Source organism: Bifidobacterium porcinum, from assembly GCF_055378475.1.
In genome coordinates this window covers 1,327,759-1,345,587 of the sequence record NZ_AP029603.1, presented here as the reverse complement: position 1 = coordinate 1,345,587, position 17,829 = coordinate 1,327,759, and the positions used below count along the sequence as shown (strand labels likewise).

General features: G+C 59.5%; 11 protein-coding genes, 3 rRNA genes, 1 pseudogene and 1 riboswitch. Of the genes and pseudogenes, 12 read left to right on the top strand and 3 right to left on the bottom strand.

What is annotated here, in order from left to right:
* Nucleotides 1-42: 42 nt before the first annotated feature.
* Entirely contained in the window at nt 43-1,539 is a 1,497-nt protein-coding gene (locus ACZ41G_RS05295; RefSeq protein WP_464144805.1) for a replication-associated recombination protein A, read from the top strand.
* A gap of 45 nt (nt 1,540-1,584) precedes the next feature.
* Here ACZ41G_RS05295 and ACZ41G_RS05290 read toward each other — a convergent pair whose 3' ends face one another.
* On the bottom strand, nt 1,585-1,890 hold the full coding sequence (locus tag ACZ41G_RS05290; RefSeq protein WP_015450635.1) for a YhbY family RNA-binding protein: 306 nt from the start codon (nt 1,888-1,890) through the stop codon (nt 1,585-1,587).
* Between the two features lie 282 nt (nt 1,891-2,172).
* On the opposite strand from ACZ41G_RS05290, the gene ACZ41G_RS05285 reads away from it, so the two are divergent.
* The 10 genes and pseudogenes from ACZ41G_RS05285 to ACZ41G_RS05240 form a co-directional block, all read left to right on the top strand.
* The gene (locus ACZ41G_RS05285; RefSeq protein WP_464144803.1) at nt 2,173-3,309 is read left to right on the top strand and encodes a 4-hydroxybutyrate dehydrogenase; all 1,137 of its coding nucleotides are present in this window, start codon (nt 2,173-2,175) and stop codon (nt 3,307-3,309) included.
* A gap of 912 nt (nt 3,310-4,221) precedes the next feature.
* A 16S ribosomal RNA gene (locus tag ACZ41G_RS05280) occupies nt 4,222-5,751 on the top strand.
* 432 nt (nt 5,752-6,183) lie between these two features.
* Nucleotides 6,184-9,247, top strand: a 23S ribosomal RNA gene (locus tag ACZ41G_RS05275).
* A gap of 174 nt (nt 9,248-9,421) precedes the next feature.
* Nucleotides 9,422-9,538: ribosomal RNA gene (gene rrf / locus ACZ41G_RS05270) — 5S ribosomal RNA — on the top strand.
* The 16S, 23S and 5S rRNA genes sit together here, the layout of an rRNA operon.
* Nucleotides 9,539-10,111: 573 nt before the next feature.
* Nucleotides 10,112-10,561, top strand: a complete 450-nt coding sequence (locus ACZ41G_RS05265) for a hypothetical protein (RefSeq protein ID WP_464144801.1) — start codon at nt 10,112-10,114, stop codon at nt 10,559-10,561.
* A 36-nt stretch (nt 10,562-10,597) separates the two neighbouring features.
* Complete coding sequence (locus ACZ41G_RS05260) at nt 10,598-10,816, top strand: hypothetical protein (protein ID WP_464144800.1); 219 nt, start codon at nt 10,598-10,600, stop codon at nt 10,814-10,816.
* Nucleotides 10,817-10,925: 109 nt separating this feature from the next.
* The gene (locus ACZ41G_RS05255) at nt 10,926-11,339 is read left to right on the top strand and encodes a hypothetical protein (protein WP_464144799.1); all 414 of its coding nucleotides are present in this window, start codon (nt 10,926-10,928) and stop codon (nt 11,337-11,339) included.
* Nucleotides 11,340-11,680: 341 nt separating this feature from the next.
* Entirely contained in the window at nt 11,681-11,893 is a 213-nt protein-coding gene (locus tag ACZ41G_RS05250; RefSeq protein WP_464144797.1) for a hypothetical protein, read from the top strand.
* On the top strand, nt 11,890-12,138 hold the full coding sequence (locus tag ACZ41G_RS05245; protein WP_464144796.1) for a hypothetical protein: 249 nt from the start codon (nt 11,890-11,892) through the stop codon (nt 12,136-12,138). Before ACZ41G_RS05250 ends, ACZ41G_RS05245 begins: the two co-directional genes overlap by 4 nt.
* A 59-nt stretch (nt 12,139-12,197) precedes the next feature.
* Nucleotides 12,198-12,587: pseudogene (locus ACZ41G_RS05240) on the top strand (DUF4186 family protein); the annotation flags it as partial.
* Between the two features lie 319 nt (nt 12,588-12,906).
* Here the strand turns inward: ACZ41G_RS05240 and ACZ41G_RS05235 are convergent.
* Both ACZ41G_RS05235 and ACZ41G_RS05230 read right to left on the bottom strand, forming a co-directional pair.
* Nucleotides 12,907-15,645, bottom strand: coding sequence for an energy-coupling factor transporter ATPase (locus tag ACZ41G_RS05235; RefSeq protein ID WP_464144794.1), 2,739 nt, complete (start codon nt 15,643-15,645; stop codon nt 12,907-12,909).
* A gap of 151 nt (nt 15,646-15,796) precedes the next feature.
* A complete protein-coding gene (locus tag ACZ41G_RS05230) occupies nt 15,797-16,516 on the bottom strand; it encodes an ECF transporter S component (protein ID WP_464144793.1) in 720 nt (239 codons plus the stop codon).
* A 4-nt stretch (nt 16,517-16,520) separates the two neighbouring features.
* A riboswitch (FMN riboswitch) is annotated at nt 16,521-16,677 on the bottom strand.
* Nucleotides 16,678-16,765: 88 nt separating this feature from the next.
* Here ACZ41G_RS05230 and ACZ41G_RS05225 point away from each other — a divergent pair.
* Nucleotides 16,766-17,782, top strand: coding sequence for a glycosyltransferase family 2 protein (locus ACZ41G_RS05225; protein ID WP_464144792.1), 1,017 nt, complete (start codon nt 16,766-16,768; stop codon nt 17,780-17,782).
* Nucleotides 17,783-17,829 lie beyond the last annotated feature (47 nt).

The following is a 17,829-nucleotide window of genomic DNA, read 5'->3' as shown; positions in this document are numbered from 1 at the left end:
GCCAGAGTCGAACGATTGTTCGAATTGGAGTAGGGTGGAAGCATGACCGATGATCTGTTCGCCGCGGCCGCCGCACCTGATGACGTGCTGCGTCCGCTCGCCGTGCGTATGCGGCCCGAAACCCTCGATGAGGTGGTGGGCCAACAGCATGTGCTGGGGGAAGGCTCGCCGCTGCATCGGCTTGCCGACCCGCTGTCGCAGGGCTCATTGACAGCCCCGAGCTCAATCATCTTGTTTGGCCCTCCGGGAGTGGGCAAAACCACGCTCGCCTACATCGTTGCCAAACAATCCGGGCGCGCCTTCGAAGAGCTCTCTGCGGTGACTTCAGGGGTCAAAGACGTGCGTGCGGTCCTCGAACGCGCCCACGAACGGCTTGTCACCTCGCATAAGGAGACCGTCCTGTTCATCGACGAGGTCCACCGTTTCTCAAAATCCCAGCAGGACGCCCTGTTGCCCAGCGTCGAGAACCGCGACGTCACCTTCATCGGCGCCACTACGGAGAACCCAAGTTTTTCGGTGATCAAGCCGTTGCTCAGCCGTTCGGTCGTCGTCAAACTCGAATCGCTTGATGACGCTGACCTCGGCACGCTGATCGACCGCGCCATCGCCAGCCCACGCGGGTTGGAAGGCACCGTTGCCATCGACGATGACGCCCGTGACGAGATCATCCGCATGGGCGGGGGAGATGGGCGCAAAACTCTGACCATCCTCGAGGCGGCCGCAGGTGCGGTTACCGGCGGCAAGCACGCGAAGGATTCAGACAAGCTTGCGGTCATCACTCCGGACATTGTCAGCAGTGTCATGGACGTGGCGACCGTGCGTTACGACAAGCACGGCGACGACCATTACGATGTCATCTCCGCGTTCATCAAATCCATGCGAGGCTCTGACCCGGATGCGGCCATCCACTATCTCGCCCAGATGCTCAGGGCGGGTGAGGATCCGAGATTCATCGCCCGGCGTATCATGATCGCGGCTGCTGAAGAAGTCGGTATGGCCGCGCCGCAGATCCTCCAGGTCACGGTCGCCGCCGCGCAGGCGGTCGCCATGATCGGCATGCCGGAGGCTCGCATCATCCTCGCCGAAGCGACTATCGCCGTGGCCACCGCGCCGAAATCCAACGCCAGCTACAATGCAATCAACGAGGCACTCGCCGACATCGATGCTGGGCGTATCGGCCAGGTTCCGCTGTATTTGCGCAATGCCCCGACGAAACTCATGAAAAGCTGGAGCAACCACGAGGGCTACAAGTACGCTCACGATTATCCGGGAGCCGTCGCTCCGCAGCAGTATATGCCCGACGAACTGGTCGGTCGTGAATATTACCGCCCCAACGACCGTGGGTATGAGCGTCAGGTGAAGGAGAATCTGGCGCGAATCAAGCCGATTCTCCATGGAATCGGGGCTACCGGAACAGCAGAGGCCGCCGGAACCGCTGGAACCTGTGTCCGGCCGGGATCGTCAGAATCCGGTCGGACACCGCAGACCGAGTCCGGGGCGGCGTCGAAAAAGCAGCACGCTTCACCGCAGACAGATTAACGGATTGAATAAATTATTCGATTGATTGATACAGCTCAGAAACGCCTACTCGCGCACTAGCACGATCTTCTTCACATCGTCCCGGCGAGATTCGCGGTACAGCACGAACCGGTTGCCAATCACCTGCACGACATCGGCCCCAAGCCGTTGGGCAAGCTGGTCTGCAGCCTCACGTGCGGTCAGACCTGAGCCGTCCTGGACCGCGCATTTGATGAGCTCATGCTTGTCGATTGTCTCATCAGCCTGCTTGATTGCGGCATCGGTCACATCGTTCTTGCCGATCCACAGCAGCGGGTTGAGCTGGTTAGCCATCGCCCTCAGCTGCTTGGTTTGTTTCTTGGTCAGTGCCATGACATCCTCCGTATCGATTGCGGGTCCATCGGTTCGCCCCGCATGCGCGTGAACCAACCATACCGCATGCCGCGGTCCTTGGAAGCGGGCGTCGCGAAGTGGCATGTCCACATCATGATCACGGCGGCAACGGAACGTTCTCCATGAATCTGAACGAATCCGAACCACTGTCACATGTAGGAAACACGCCGGACATATCAGGTGAAATGTCCGGTCCGATAATGCGCGTATCGCTCCCGCATACCGCAAAGAGTACGCGGGCCGTTGAAAGAAGGTTTTTGTATGAAGCAGCTCACCGTTGGTCCCGTGATCCACAAGTTCCCCACGGTCGTGGAATTTGCGGAGGAATTCAATCTTGGGTCTGACGACCTGCTGGTCACCATGGACGTGATGCATGATACGTTCTTCGCCGGCGTCACCAACAGTGCCCATGTGATCACCGTAGACAAGTACGGTAGCCAGGAACCGACCGATGAGATGATCGATGCGCTTATTGCCGACGCTTCCAAGTTCAAGTATTCCCGCATTATCGCAGTCGGCGGCGGTGCCGTCATGGACATGTCGAAGATTGTCGCCGTCGCCGGCGGTGATGGCATCGATGACGTCATCGACCATCTGGCAGACCACCACCGCAAAGTGCGTCTGGTGCTTGTGCCGACCACCTGCGGTACGGGCAGCGAAGTCACGGAAATCGCCGCGGTGAACCGCACGCGTCTGGGCTGCAAGGCGGGTATCGCGGGGCCGGAGATGTTCGCCGATGATGCCGTGCTGATTCCGGAACTGCTCACCGGTCTGCCCGATCATGTCTTTGCTACAAGCTCGATGGATGCGCTTGTGCACTCTGTCGAGTCTGCTCTGTCGCCGAACGCCACCCCATACACGAAAATGTTCAGCTACAAGGCGATTGAAATGATTGTCGGCGGATATCAGAAAGTGACCGAGGCCGGCGAGGCGGGGTCGGCCGAACGTCGTGCGAAGCGCAACGAGTTGATGGATGACTTCCTCATTGCCTCCGATTTCGCCGGCATCGCCTTCGACACCGCCGGATGCGCCGCGGTACACGCGTTGAGCTATCAGCTGGGAGGCAAATACCATGTGCCGCACGGCGAATCGAACTACGCCATGTTCACGGGCGTATTGCGCAACTATATGGAAATCAAGTCGGATGGTGAGATCGCCACGCTTAACGCTTTCCTCGCGAACATCCTCGGCTGCGATACCAGCGTGGTTTACGATCGGCTCGAGGAGCTGATCAACAAGCTGCTACCCAAGAAAGCGTTGCACGAGTATGGCGTGACCCGTGAGGATCTGCCCCAGTTCGCCGAGCGTGTGATGACCACGCAAGAACGGTTGATGCGCAACAATTTCGTACCGCTGGATTACGACCGGGTGCTGAAGATCTTCACCGAACTGTATTGATGTGCTGCGGCGGTAGCAGTGGTGTAGCGGCGACGTCGGTTGTGACGGGGTGCCGGCGTCGCTGATTGGCATTGCGGCGAAGCCTTGGCGTCGGGTGAATTGCAGGGGCAGTACTGGAGAAGATTCCCGGGCGCGGTGTGACGGAAGTCTCAGCGCGCCCGGTGTTCGCGGGGATTTGGCCGGGGCCGACGCCGTGCGGAAGACTCAGCTCTCTTGGCCTGTGTGTTCGGAGATGATGGCGTATTGCCGTGCTTGCGATATTTCCATGCGTTGGGGTGCGCATCGTGTTTCTCGCGGTGGGGGATCAAGTCGGGATGATTGCGTTGCGGAGATTGCACAATCGGGGCTGCGGTGGTGTGTTGCCCGAGATTGAAGGGCGGTGACGTGTTTCGCGCCTGAGAGCGTGGTGGCTTGCGCGTGCTGTTGGCTGCGATGCTTGGTGGCTGGTCGTGTGTGATTCGCCAAGTTGTGGGGTGTTTTTGGTGTTTTTGGTTTTTTGTTTGGGGTGTGTCGTGTTGTTTTGTGTGTGGTGTGTGGTGTTTTCGACACGCCGGTGTTTGCTTGTGTTTTGTAGGGTTTGTGGGGTGGTGGTTGGGTGGTTGGTTTGCGTGGGTGGTGTTGGTGGTGTATGTTGTTCTCTTGCTGCCGCTCGCCGGCCGGCTTCCTTCGGGGGGTTGGTTTTGTCGGGTGTGTGGTGGTGGTTTGAGAACTCAAGAGCGTGTCTGTACTACTTCTTTATAGTCAATGATTGCCAGTCCGGTCCCCGCTTCCGTGCGGGGTGTTTGATTGTCCTGCGTGGGAGTCCGCGAGGGCGGTTGATGGGGGTCGGGGTTTTCGTGCGAGTCGCCTTTCCTTATTAGGCGACCGTCAATTATTTTGTGAGAGTCTGTTATTGGCTTTCCGCATTGTTTTTTTGTGGAGGGTTCGATTCTGGCTCAGGATGAACGCTGGCGGCGTGCTTAACACATGCAAGTCGAACGGGATCCTGCAAGCTTGCTTGCGGGTGAGAGTGGCGAACGGGTGAGTAATGCGTGACCAACCTGCCCCATGCTCCGGAATAGCTCCTGGAAACGGGTGGTAATGCCGGATGTGCCGGGCTCCTGCATGGGGGTCCGGGAAAGCTCTGGCGGCGTGGGATGGGGTCGCGTCCTATCAGCTTGTTGGCGGGGTGAGGGCCCACCAAGGCTTCGACGGGTAGCCGGCCTGAGAGGGCGACCGGCCACATTGGGACTGAGATACGGCCCAGACTCCTACGGGAGGCAGCAGTGGGGAATATTGCACAATGGGCGCAAGCCTGATGCAGCGACGCCGCGTGCGGGATGGAGGCCTTCGGGTTGTAAACCGCTTTTGTTTGGGAGCAAGCCCTTCGGGGTGAGTGTACCTTTCGAATAAGCACCGGCTAACTACGTGCCAGCAGCCGCGGTAATACGTAGGGTGCGAGCGTTATCCGGATTTATTGGGCGTAAAGGGCTCGTAGGCGGTTCGTCGCGTCCGGTGTGAAAGTCCATCGCCTAACGGTGGATCTGCGCCGGGTACGGGCGGGCTGGAGTGCGGTAGGGGAGACTGGAATTCCCGGTGTAACGGTGGAATGTGTAGATATCGGGAAGAACACCAATGGCGAAGGCAGGTCTCTGGGCCGTTACTGACGCTGAGGAGCGAAAGCGTGGGGAGCGAACAGGATTAGATACCCTGGTAGTCCACGCCGTAAACGGTGGATGCTGGATGTGGGGCCCTTCCACGGGTCCCGTGTCGGAGCCAACGCGTTAAGCATCCCGCCTGGGGAGTACGGCCGCAAGGCTAAAACTCAAAGAAATTGACGGGGGCCCGCACAAGCGGCGGAGCATGCGGATTAATTCGATGCAACGCGAAGAACCTTACCTGGGCTTGACATGTTCCCGACGACGGCAGAGATGTCGTTTCCCTTCGGGGCGGGTTCACAGGTGGTGCATGGTCGTCGTCAGCTCGTGTCGTGAGATGTTGGGTCAAGTCCCGCAACGAGCGCAACCCTCGCCCCGTGTTGCCAGCGCGTCATGGCGGGAACTCACGGGGGACCGCCGGGGTTAACCCGGAGGAAGGTGGGGATGACGTCAGATCATCATGCCCCTTACGTCCAGGGCTTCACGCATGCTACAATGGCCGGTACAGCGGGATGCGACATGGTGACATGGAGCGGATCCCTGAAAACCGGTCTCAGTTCGGATCGGAGCCTGCAACCCGGCTCCGTGAAGGCGGAGTCGCTAGTAATCGCGGATCAGCAACGCCGCGGTGAATGCGTTCCCGGGCCTTGTACACACCGCCCGTCAAGTCATGAAAGTGGGCAGCACCCGAAGCCGGTGGCCTGACCAGTTCTGCTGGGGGGAGCCGTCTAAGGTGAGGCTCGTGATTGGGACTAAGTCGTAACAAGGTAGCCGTACCGGAAGGTGCGGCTGGATCACCTCCTTTCTACGGAGAATTTCATTGTTTGCCTGGCATGGTATCGCGGGGGTCGTCCCCGTGGGTGCCGGGCGTGCTGGCGTGGAAGGATCGTTGCGCCTCCTTTTCGGGGGGCGGGTATGGGCATGCTGTTGGGTTCCCTGGCCGCCACGGCCTCCTTGTGTGGGGGTTGGCGTTCGGGTGCCCGCCATGGGTTCCTTCCCGGGTGTTCCGGGTGGGGGTGTGTGGTGTGGCGTGGTGGTTTGAGAACTGGAGAGTGGACGCGAGCGGACCGCGTGGCCGCCCCTGTGGGGGTGGCTGGTCGTGGTCTGCTTGTACTGATGTATTTCGACCGGGTCCCCTTTGTTGGGGGTCTGGTTGTTTGTTTGATCGTTTTGTGATCGCAGAGTGTTGATGATCTGTCGTCCGGTGTTCGTTTGGTCTTGCGGGTTCCCCGTGTGTGGGGTTGCCTGCAAGGGCGTATGGTGGATGCCTTGGCAGACGGGACCGATGAAAGACGTGGCGGGCAGCGATATGCCTCGGGGAGCCGCCGAGCTGGCTTTGATCCGAGGGTTTCTGAATGGGGTGACCCGGCAGCCGTCATGGGCTGTCACCGCAGTTTTTGCGGGGGGTACGCAGGGAAGTGAAACATCTCAGTACCTGCAGGAAAGGATATTCCGTGAGTAGTGGCGAGCGAAAGCGGACCAGGCCAAACCTTGCGCGTGTGATACCCGTCGGGGGTTGCGCGTGGGGTGTTGCGGGCCTGTGTGTCCGGTCTCCGACGGGGCCGGGCCGAGTGATAAAACGACGTGTGAGGCGAGCAGGATTGAATGCCTGGCCGTAGAGGGTGATGGCCCCGTAGCCGTATGCGTGTCGTCTCGGTATCACAGTTTGCCCAAGTAGCACGGGCCTCGTGGAATCCCGTGTGAATCAGCCCCGACCGTGGGGTGAGCCTAAGTATTCCCGTCTGACCGATAGTGTACCAGTACCGTGAGGGAAAGGTGAAAAGCACCCCGGGAGGGGAGTGAAAGAGTTCCTGAAACCGTGCGCCTACGATCCGTCGGAGCCTTCTTTGTGGGGTGACGGCGTGCCTATCGAAAAATGAGTCTGCGAGTCAGTGGCATGTGGCGTGCATAAGCCGTGTGGCGTATGCGTAGCGAAGGCGAGTCTTAAAAGGCGTTTGTCGCGTGTCCTGGACCCGAAGCGGGATGATCTAGCCCTGGGCAGGTTGAAGCGTGGGTAAGACCGCGTGGAGGACCGCACCCACCTGGGTTGAAAACCGGGGGGATGACCTGGGGCTAGGGGTGAAAGGCCAATCAAATTCCGTGATAGCTGGTTCTCTCCGAAATGCATTTAGGTGCAGCGTCGCGTGTCGCCTCCGGGGGGTAGAGCTACCGGATGCTTGAGGGCCCGGTTCGGGTACCGACAGCAGCCGAACTCCGAATACCCGTGAGGTGTGGCGCGGCAGTGAGTCGGCGGGGGATAAGCTCCGTCGTCGAGAGGGAGACAGCCCAGAGCGTCGTTTAAGGTCCCGAAGCGTGTGCTAAGTGGGAAAGGATGTGGGGCCGCATAGACAGCCAGGAGGTTGGCTCAGAAGCAGCCATCCTTGAAAGAGTGCGTAACAGCTCACTGGTCTAGTGGTCCCGCGCCGACAATGTAGCGGGGCTCAAGCACACCACCGAAGACGCGCCAGCAGGTTTCCTGCTGGGTAGGAGAGCGTCCCCCATGGGGCGAAGCGGCCGCGTGAGCGTGTCGTGGACCGTGGGGGAGTGAGAATGCAGACATGAGTAGCGAGAGACGGGTGAGGATCCCGTCCGCTGGATGACCAAGGGTTCCGGGGCCACGTTCGTCGTCCCCGGGTCAGTCGGGTCCTAAGGCGAGGCCGACAGGCGTAGTCGAATGGATGAACGGGTTGATATTCCCGTACCGGCTGGGGACCGTCAAAGCCGAAGCGCGTGTGCTAACCTCCGCTTCCCGTGGAAGCGCCTTTCGGGGCGTGGACGCGGGTGGTGTTGGGATCCCGCGTGTGGTAGGCCGACGCAGGAGTGACGCAGTCAGGTAGCCGGCCGCGGAGGTGGTTTTCCGTGGTCAAGCGTGCAGGCCGTCCCGCAGGCAAATCCGCGGGGCATAAGGCCGAGGCGTGATGATGGGCCCCCTAGGGGGCGAATCCGGTGATCCCTTCTGCCGAGAAAAGCTTCGGCGCCAGGGCCCCATGCCGCCCGTACCCGAAACCGACACTGGTGGTCTGGTAGAGTATACCAAGGCGATCGAGCGAATCCTGGTCAAGGAACTCGGCAAACCACTCCCGTGCCTTCGGTATAAGGGAGACCCCTTGGGGTGATGCGCCTCGCGCGTTGAGCCTTGGGGGGTGGCACAGGCCAGGGGGTAGCGACTGTTTACCAAAAACACAGGTGCATGCGAAGGCGCAAGCCGCTGTATATGCACTGACGCCTGCCCGGTGCCGGAAGGTTAAGAGGATCCGTCAGCCCTTTGGGGTGAAGCGGTGAATTCAAGCCCCGGTAAACGGCGGTGGTAACTATAACCATCCTAAGGTAGCGAAATTCCTTGTCGGGCAAGTTCCGACCTGCACGAATGGCGTAACGACTTCCCCGCTGTCTCGACCAGGAGCTCGGCGAAATTGCAGTACGAGTAAAGATGCTCGTTAAGCGCAGAAGGACGAAAAGACCCCGGGACCTTTACTATACCTTGGTATTGTCGTCAGGTCTGGATTGTGTAGCATAGGCGGGAGGCTGTGAGCCGCGGGCGCCAGCCCGCGGGGAGCCGGAAGGTGAAATACCGCTCTGTCCACACCTGGCGTCTAACCTCGAAGAGTCATCCTCTTCAGGGACAGTGCCTGGCGGGTAGTTCAACTGGGGCGGTTGCCTCCCAAAGAGTAACGGAGGCGCTCAAAGGTCCCCTCAGCCCGGTTGGCAACCGGGTGTCGAGTGCAATCGCACAAGGGGGCTTGACTGCGAGACCGGCGGGTCGAGCAGGGACGAAAGTCGGAGATAGTGATCCGGTGCCGGCGCACGGGCGCGGCATCGCTCAACGGATAAAAGGTACCCCGGGGATAACAGGCTGATCATTCCCAAGAGTCCATATCGACGGGATGGTTTGGCACCTCGATGTCGGCTCGTCGCATCCTGGGGCTGGAGCAGGTCCCAAGGGTTCGGCTGTTCGCCGATCAAAGCGGCACGCGAGCTGGGTTCAGAACGTCGTGAGACAGTTTGGTCTCTATCCTCTGCGCTCGTTGGAATCCTGAGGAGGCCTGCCCATAGTACGAGAGGACCTGGGTGGACGAACCTCTGGTATGCCGGTCGTCACGCCAGTGGCGCGGCCGGTTGGCTACGTTCGGGAGGGATAACCGCTGAAAGCATCTAAGCGGGAAGCCTGCTCCGAGATCAGGATTCCGTGACCCCCTTGGGGGTCTGGAGACTCCATGCAGAACACGTGGTTGATAGGCCGGACGTGGAAGCCCCGCGAGGGGTGGAGCCGACCGGTACTAACAGTCGAACGGCAACACCACACGATCACCCCGTCAGGGGTGGCAAGAACAAGCATCACCCGGACGACAGGGAGACACCCTGCACGTCACATGGATCATTCCTTCAGTCGCGTCCACTATCCGGTCCCCAACCCACCACGATCCCCCAAGGGAACACGTGGAGACACGATCCCGTGGGATGTATAACACAAGATTTGCGGCGGCCATGGCCCAGGGGAGACGCCCGGACCCATTCCGAACCCGGAAGCTAAGACCTGGCACGGCGATGGTACTGCACCCGGAAGGGTGTGGGAGAGTAGCACGCCGCCGCACCCAAACCTCACAGGGAGGGGACACCACCAGCGTGCCCCCTCCCTTTTCCACATACCCCGGACAAACACGGCGGACCCGGCATGGCGGCCGCCGGAATAGGCCACGGACCCCACGCCGGCAATGACGCCACGACCCACGGCACCCGGCACGCCGGGACAAGCCCACACCACACCCCATCCGTGAACCGGCAAGCACCAAACCACACACACGACAGGCACACACCACACAAACCCGCCACCCCCAGACAACCCACCAACACAACCAGTTTGGGAGATGTATGCGGCAATGCCCTTGCGCTGGGTACTTGCAAAACCGGCGTGTGAGAGCACCGATCAACTTGCGATGCCCAATGAATAAACCTGTCGAGCAGGCTACTGCTGATAGGAATCCCTAGGTCGGTGGGGGACAAAATTAAATTCACTCTGGGGAACGGCTCAATATCTGCTTTGAGCTGTATGATGGTATTCAATATGCAATCGTAAGTATTTGCAATGAACACTGACGCGGGTGGGGATTAATGAACTTTTATGATGATAACCAGGTGATGATTCGCCTCATGGTTTCGCACCGAATATGAGCAACATGGGCGGGTTTCGTAGCCGTCACGTATCCCATCGCTCCACATCTGACCGGTCATCTGTTTCCCTTCTGCCTTGGACTAATGGTTCTGTTCTTGATAACATCTGCACGGTTATTGTGGTGATATGCCTGATACTCGGCGGACTCGTCAACGCCGGAGTCATCAAGCCTTCTTCAGCTCAATCCCGCGATAGGACTGTCACCTATACACAAGGCTCGCCATCGTCTCGGCCGTCATCCAGCGGTTCTACGCAAAACCAACAGCAGCCGACTGACTCAGCGTCTTCAGATTCATCGGATTCGACCGGAATCATCGGCTACCAGTATGGTTCATGCGACCAATACCGTCAATACATCAACGAAATCAAAGCCATGCATGACAAGCACCATGCCATGCCTGCAGCCCAGATCAATGAATATGTCAAAGCGCTTCCGAACGCCTAATCAGCGATTGATTCATGGCTCAAGGCCTTAGATCATATGCTGGAAGCAACGTCCTACGGTGATGCGAGACGCTCCATGAACCGCAACGATGCCACGGCATACTACACGGCGAAGCTCGCCGACTTGTATCAGCTTGAATACGATTTCAAGATTCACAAGTCGTACAACATCTCAATCCAGACACATACCACGGCGACCAGCTCCTATTTCGAGGGCGACCGGCTCCTATTTCGAGATCGTCCTTACCCAAGATGACAGCCATCACGCGCCATCGCCTCAACAATTGGACAGTATCGAACAGCAGATCGCGTCTTTCCGAGGACAGACAGGGCAGAACGGCACCTACCTACAGTCGGGTGAACAAATGCTGTCAATCGTCGGTCTGCACGCCGACTACGATTTCCAGAGCATGGGCAACTACTGCCCTTCAACGCAAGCGGATCGGTACGCATTTGCGGCATTTTGCGAAGGGAAAGCCGATACCAACTTCGTCAACACCGGCCATGAGGCGTACCCGTACGTCGTTCGCTCGACGCAGTATCTTGACGAGCTTCGCCATGAAATCGCCCATTATCTGGTGTATTCCCGTTGCGAGACATCCGTTCCGCCGCTTCATGTCGAGAACGAGGGCATGACGAATTCCTACACGGTAATGTATCTGGGGGCGAACCGCGACACCTTGAACAGCGTCGGTGCAAGTTTCCCGGAATATGCGATGAATGCGCAGGCCGACCAGGCGGCGGCTTCAGCGCACGCCGGAACGTGCGTGGTCGACTGACGGCATCAGCGAGGAACCGTCTGCTGCTCACCACGCAGACTGGAAGCGGACTGCGTCTTCTCCTGTCTCCTCCGTGGTGCGTTGCCATCTACCATGCGATTCCCACGCGGTTAACCATTCCGTGCGTCCGCAATCCAGTGCAGTTTTTCAACCGTGCATATCTATGAGATCATGCATCTTCAATCCTACATATCGATTGTGCATTCTAAGTACCGTCCGGTTTCCATATATTGTTTCTGCGTACTGTTTCTGCAATTGCGCCGGTCGCCGCGCAGCACTGTCGTATCCGCAGCGCGGACGAGTACGATGAAAGCATGCGTCGTTGCGAGGGAGGCATGCCGATGGATGGCGATCAATCGAGAAAACAAGCCACGGGACGCGTGGAGGACACTCGGGACAAATACGGCTTGAATCTGCGCGAATGGACGAAACGGCATGAAAAGAGCGTCGCCACGCGCCTCGATCAAGGTGAAGATCCCCGTCGACTGTTGGATTGGCATGAGCGCAAGCTCGCATGGCTGCAGCATGAGCGGCTCATCCATTTGGGGTCATGATGATCACCATCGCCGTGTTCTTGGTCGCGCTTGCCTTCATGGTGCTCGTCCCCTCCACGATTCCTGTGTCAACCATCATCTACCTGGCAATGCTGGGACTGCTCATTGGGTATATCAGGTATTACTTCTTTCTGGAGAATACGGTCCAGCATTGGTATCGCATCGCAGATGACTTGCATGAGCGGGTCGAGATGTTCGACCGGTCCACAGCCGTGCCCACGCACGAGACGCATAACGAAGCGTGATCGCAGTGAGTGACAATCTGCCTGCTGGTGCAAGGCAGCCGACCGAATCCGGCGATCGCATCGACGGAAACGACGCTCGGCAAGCCGCCCATTGGGTTGCCGAAACGTTGGAACGGCTTTCCCGTTCGTCATTCCGTTCGTCATTCACGTTGAGTCCGCACGACGCTGAATATGCGAGGCGCAAAGGGCGTGAACTCATTGACCGGCATGCGCATGAGATGCTCGCTCAACGGGTTGGCGCGGCCCAGCCTGCGAAAGACGGGAGGCAAACGCCTTGGCGCGGCCATCCTGTGTTCACCGCCCAACACGCCACCGCATGCTGCTGTCGTGGATGCATCGAGAAATGGCACCATATTCCGCGGGGCAGAGAACTGAGCGCTCAGGAGATCAACCAACTGGCAGGATTGATTATGGCCTGGATTGACCGCGATCTTGCCGCGCACCCAGCGGCGACAGGGGAGCGTGACGGATGGGCGGCACCGCCCGAGAACCACAAGGATGCCGGCGTAGAACAAGGTGGGGCAACACCGCAACCGCGTCGGCACCGAAACGCTGCGGGGCATTCGGGGAGGAGCGGACGACATCCGGGTGATCGGCACGTCGACGGTGCATCCGGCTTCATCCAAGGCAAGCTGCTGTAATAATTGCAATATGTCAGATGGCTATCAGCAGGGCTGCAGGGAAGATACGGCGTAAGCGCAACGAAAGGAATGCAGTACGGTTATTTGATGGTCTGGTCGCGGCAGCGTGGCATCGTGACAGCGCACGTCACAGCAACGCGACGAGAACCAATGCAGCCACATAGACGGCACAAGCCGCACAGAACACGCCATCGCGGGCGTGCATTCGCATCTCATGCCAATGAGTCCGATGGATGCCTTCCTCATAGGAACGTGCGTCCAAGGCAAGACTCAGATTGTCGGCATGCCTTAGCGACGCGGCGAACACCGGCATGATGATCGCACACATCGCACGGCACCGCTGAGCCGGGGAACCGCTTTCGATACTGCCGCCGCGGGCCGCTTGCGCTTGGGCGACGGAGATGATTTCCACGCGCAACGTCGGTAGGAACCGCAACGCCAGACTCAGTACCAGCGCTATCTCCTGGACATGGATGCCGCATCGTTTGAGCGGGGACAAGAGGGATTCAAACGCGTCGGTCATGGCCGTGGGTGTTGTCGTCTCCACATACACCGCGCCGAGAATAATCACCAGAGCGAAGCGGCAGGCGTAGATGATTGCCGTGTGCACGCCGTCATCAGTGATAGGCACGGGACCGATATGGGCAAGTGGTGTGCCTGTGCGGACGAAGAAGATGTTCAGCGCACCCGCGAACACAAATAGGAACAGGAACATGTGGATGCGCGCTAGCAATTGAAGTGGGCTGATTCGCGCGGCGGCGACGATACCGGCGGTCAGGATGGCGCCGACGGCCAGTTGATATGGTGAACTGATGGCGAACGCCGAAAACATGAGCGTCAGGAACGCGACCACTTTCACCCTGGTGTCAAGCTTGTCGATTGCGGAACGTCCGGTGCCGGTTCGCCGGGCTTTGGAAGGTTGGCTATCCGTGGTGTTGGCAGATGGAATCGCGGGGATATCGTCTGATGATACCGCCGTGTATGCCGCCGATTGCAGTGTGTCCGTCGGTTTCTGGTCGTCTGCCGATTGCGGGGTTACCTTCTGCCGGGCGTTTGTCGGAGACTCAAGCACCAGCACGCGGTCGGCAACAGCGCGTGCCTCGTCGATGCTGTGGGTGACCAGCAGCACTGTAACCCCGCGGCGGTGCAGATCAGCGAGCAAACCGCGGATTCGTGCGCTCGCCGTCTCATCCAGACTGGCCGTCGGCTCGTCCAGCAGCAGCACATCCGGATGACAGGCGATAACCCCCGCAATGGCTGCAAGCCGCTGTTGTCCACCGGACAAGCTGAACGGCGAGCGGTCGCGGATATCGCCAATATGCAGCAATTCTAGCGCTTCATCGACACGTTGCGCGACTTCCTGCTCGGAAAGCCCCAGATTGCGCGGGCCGTACGCGACATCCTCGGCCACCGTTTGTGCAAACAACTGTCGTTCCGGATGTTGCATGACCAGTCCAAGCCGGTGTCTCAACTGGACTCGTTGGGCGCGGGACAACGGGCGCACCCCCGACCTGGGCTTGACCAGCCAAGTCATCAGCCGGGACTTCAATCGTTCAGCCGGTTGCGTCGGTCGCCTTTCGTCTGCGTTCCCAGTGCGCCTGTAATCTGTGGCTACAGGGATGCCGTCGATGGTGATATTGCCGCTGTCGGGGCACTTCAAGGCGGCCAGCAGCCTGATCAGCGTGGTTTTCCCTGCTCCGTTGGTGCCCATGAGCGCCACGGTTTCGCCGGAACGCACGGAGAAAGTCAACCGATGCACGCTGGGGAGGGTTGCGCCCTGAGGGGTGAAGGACACATGGTCCACACTGATCGCGGGTGCCGGGCGGTGTGCGGCAGGGATTTCCTCGGCATCGGGTGAACCAGTGCCAGACTTGCCGGCGGCATCGGTACCGGCGGTCATGGGTGTCGCCGCGGCGAGGGACATGGTCCCCTGCGCAGGCGACGTGCCGGACGACAACGGCGTACGTCCGTCGATTGAACCAGGGTGCAGCCACGTGACCGGCATGCCGCTTGTTTGCAGCAGATGACGGAAATCATCCTTGGCAGGATGCTCTGATGAATTGGAATAACCATCCGGGGATGGCGTTGCAACGGTGGAATTGTCGATGATCCGCCCTGCGCTCATGGTGATGACACGTTGACCGCGATGCGCTTCATCCGCATGATGGGTCACATGTACGATGGTGGCCCCCCGCCGGTGAAGTGCGTCAAGGATGTCAAGCACGCCGATACGCGCATCCTGGTCGAGCATTGCGGTCGGCTCGTCGAGCACCACCATCGCAGGATTCATCGCGATGATCCCGGCGATGGCGATGCGCTGCTGCTGGCCGCCGCTCATCGTCGTCGGATCATCTTCGATACGCGCCATCATGCCGACCGCTTTGAGTGCATGCGCGACCTGATCGCCGATGCGCGGGCGGCTCATCCCCAGATTCTCCGGTCCGAAGGCCACATCGTCGCCGGTGATGGTCGTGACAATCTGATCCTCAGGATTTTGAAACACCGCGCCGATATCATGTCGGGCGAGCCGGTACTGGTCGGCATGCGCGCCCGCGGCATCGAATACCGGATGCCCGTCCAACGTGATCACACCCGAATCCGGGGCGGAAAGCCCTGCAAGAAGCCGGGCAAGCGTTGATTTTCCCGAACCGTTGGCCCCCACGATGCACACATATTCACCGGCGTGGATATCGAGGTCCACCCCGTCGAGCGCCCAGTCGTGTGCACCGGAATACCGGTAGCGAACACGGCGCAAGCTCGCGGCAAGGCCCTGCCTGTCATTCGCGTTCGCATCCACCTGCGCCGAAGCCGGTGTCGATGTCGCGACCGAATCCGGGGCGGGGGAGGAAAACCGGGAGATGTTCATGATGATGTGCAGTATCCGTATCTTTCGTGGGAGCAGGGGTGGTGCGTCAATGGAGTTTATCGATGATGTGGGAATCGAAGGTTCCGGGAACGAGACGCATGTCTGACCGTTCGACGCTCGTGGCCACCGGACGGCCAGACCTGCGTGTTGGTCAGCGTGCCGACTTGTTGAGCAGTTCAGACACCGGCTTGTAAATCAGGAACGTGACCACGCAGTTGATCGCGTACTTCGCAAGATTGAACGGCAACAGCGCCGGTACAATCAATGCGGCGACCTGGGCGACGGTCATATGCGCGTACATCGGGGTGATGACCAGATTGCCGAGGATCGCAAGCGCGAGTGCGACAATTGCGCCGACGACCAGACCGAGCACCGCACCGGGACGGGTGTGCATACGCCGGTAAATCACTGCTGCCGGCACAGACAACCCGATCGCGACCAGCCAGGCCATGAGCGTACCCCATGGGCTGATGAACAGATGCGGGACGAACCCGAGGATGCTGACAATCAGCGCGGCCGCAGGACCGTAAGCGAAGCCCGCGACCAGCGCGACGATGCCCGACGGATCATATTTGAGCCACGGAACACCCGGAATCAGCGGGAATTCAACGAAGCTCAACGCCATGGACAACGCCACGAAGCATGCGTACATGGCGATGCGGCGGGTTGACCAGCGGCCGGAATCGCCGACGCCGGTCGAATGGGCGTCTTTCGGTGACACGGCTGCGTCGGCCACGGGTGTGGCTGCTGGCGCGGTTGCGGGTGTGACCTGGGAATCAGCTGCGGTATCAGTAGGCTGGACGCTTCCTGGCAGATCATCATTCTTGACAATGGCGCGTACATGAATATGGGTATGCGAAAAGATGCTCATCTGAGCTCCGTTTCTTCCATCCGGACTGTACCGTTGGCCCCGGATTCCCACCGGATCAGCCGCTTGCGCGGGTCGCGGGCTTCGACATGGAACGCCGCCGCTCAATGCGGACGGCTTGTCGTTACCGCCAGTAAGGAATTTCACCTTCCCTGAAACTTACAGAAATCATCAATACCGTATGACGGCAGCAAACGCAAGTCAATGCTCGATATTCGGCGTTCGGCGAGGGTAAGTGCAAGAATAGTTACCATGACACAATCACAGCACGCCAAGAAAGCTGTCATCGACAAGCTGGCCATTGTCATCGTCACCTACAAGCGGCAGAAGCTGCTCGCGACACTGTTCGATTCGCTCAAGGAGCTGACCGTCGCGCCGTGGCGTATTGTCGTCGTGGACAACGAACACAGCGAGACCACCAAGTCGATGGTCGAAGATTTCAGCGCCGCGGTCACCGCCCAATGGGGGCAGACCATCGCTGACACGGAAGGCAACATGAACCGTGTGGTGTACTTCCCGCAAGAAGGCAACATCGGCGGTTCCGGCGGTTTCAGCAACGGCGTGCGCAAAGCGTATGAGCTCGGCGCCGAATGGTTCTGGGTCATGGACGACGACGTGGCGGTGCTGCCGGATGCCATTGAGAAGCTCGCTCCATGGACCCTCCATCACGACGTGATCCAGGGTAGCCGCAACGATTATGACGGCGGTCCGTTCTACTGGCAGTACCATTTCATCGTCCCGCTGGGCATCCCCGATCCGATCGCCCCGGCGGCGTTCGGGCCGCGCGGCTACCGGCTCATGAACACCATGTGCTTCGAGGGCGGGCTGTTCCGCCGCAACATCGTCGAGAAAATCGGCTTCCCAGACGGGCGGTTCTTCATCTACTGGGATGACACGATGTACGGCTATCTTGCCAGCAAAGTCACCAATCCGATCGAAGTCAAGGACGTCATCATTCGCCGTACGCGCGATATCGACAACTGGAATATCGCCGGGCTGCGGCAGTTGAACTCCACATCCGATATGAACCGGTACCACATCATGCGCAACCGCGGGTATATGGCGCGGTATTTCATGGTGTACGGGGATTATCGTCCTGCGTTGTTTGCGCTCGGTACGGCTGCCACCGCAATCAAGGAGGTCATCCGATTGGTTGCCGTGGATAAGGGGCACCTGCGCAGTGGGCTGTCCGCTATCGCGCGCGGCTGGTGGGATTCGCACAAGTTGCTGCATGATCCCGATTGGCGGCCGATGCCCGCGCTAAAGTGAGGAGCGAAGTCACGTTTGCAATTCGATTGGCCGCGTGTCGCCCGAAG

Excerpts from the sequence above, each read along its gene's own strand:
- ACZ41G_RS05295 (WP_464144805.1), top strand. The coding sequence starts at position 43 with ATGACCGATGATCTGTTCGCCGCGGCCGCCGCACCTGATGACGTGCTG.
- ACZ41G_RS05290 (WP_015450635.1), bottom strand. The coding sequence starts at position 1,890 with ATGGCACTGACCAAGAAACAAACCAAGCAGCTGAGGGCGATGGCTAAC.
- ACZ41G_RS05285 (WP_464144803.1), top strand. The coding sequence starts at position 2,173 with ATGAAGCAGCTCACCGTTGGTCCCGTGATCCACAAGTTCCCCACGGTC.
- ACZ41G_RS05265 (WP_464144801.1), top strand. The coding sequence starts at position 10,112 with ATGAGCAACATGGGCGGGTTTCGTAGCCGTCACGTATCCCATCGCTCC.
- ACZ41G_RS05260 (WP_464144800.1), top strand. The coding sequence starts at position 10,598 with ATGCTGGAAGCAACGTCCTACGGTGATGCGAGACGCTCCATGAACCGC.
- ACZ41G_RS05255 (WP_464144799.1), top strand. The coding sequence starts at position 10,926 with ATGCTGTCAATCGTCGGTCTGCACGCCGACTACGATTTCCAGAGCATG.
- ACZ41G_RS05250 (WP_464144797.1), top strand. The coding sequence starts at position 11,681 with ATGGATGGCGATCAATCGAGAAAACAAGCCACGGGACGCGTGGAGGAC.
- ACZ41G_RS05245 (WP_464144796.1), top strand. The coding sequence starts at position 11,890 with ATGATGATCACCATCGCCGTGTTCTTGGTCGCGCTTGCCTTCATGGTG.
- ACZ41G_RS05235 (WP_464144794.1), bottom strand. The coding sequence starts at position 15,645 with ATGAACATCTCCCGGTTTTCCTCCCCCGCCCCGGATTCGGTCGCGACA.
- ACZ41G_RS05230 (WP_464144793.1), bottom strand. The coding sequence starts at position 16,516 with ATGAGCATCTTTTCGCATACCCATATTCATGTACGCGCCATTGTCAAG.
- ACZ41G_RS05225 (WP_464144792.1), top strand. The coding sequence starts at position 16,766 with ATGACACAATCACAGCACGCCAAGAAAGCTGTCATCGACAAGCTGGCC.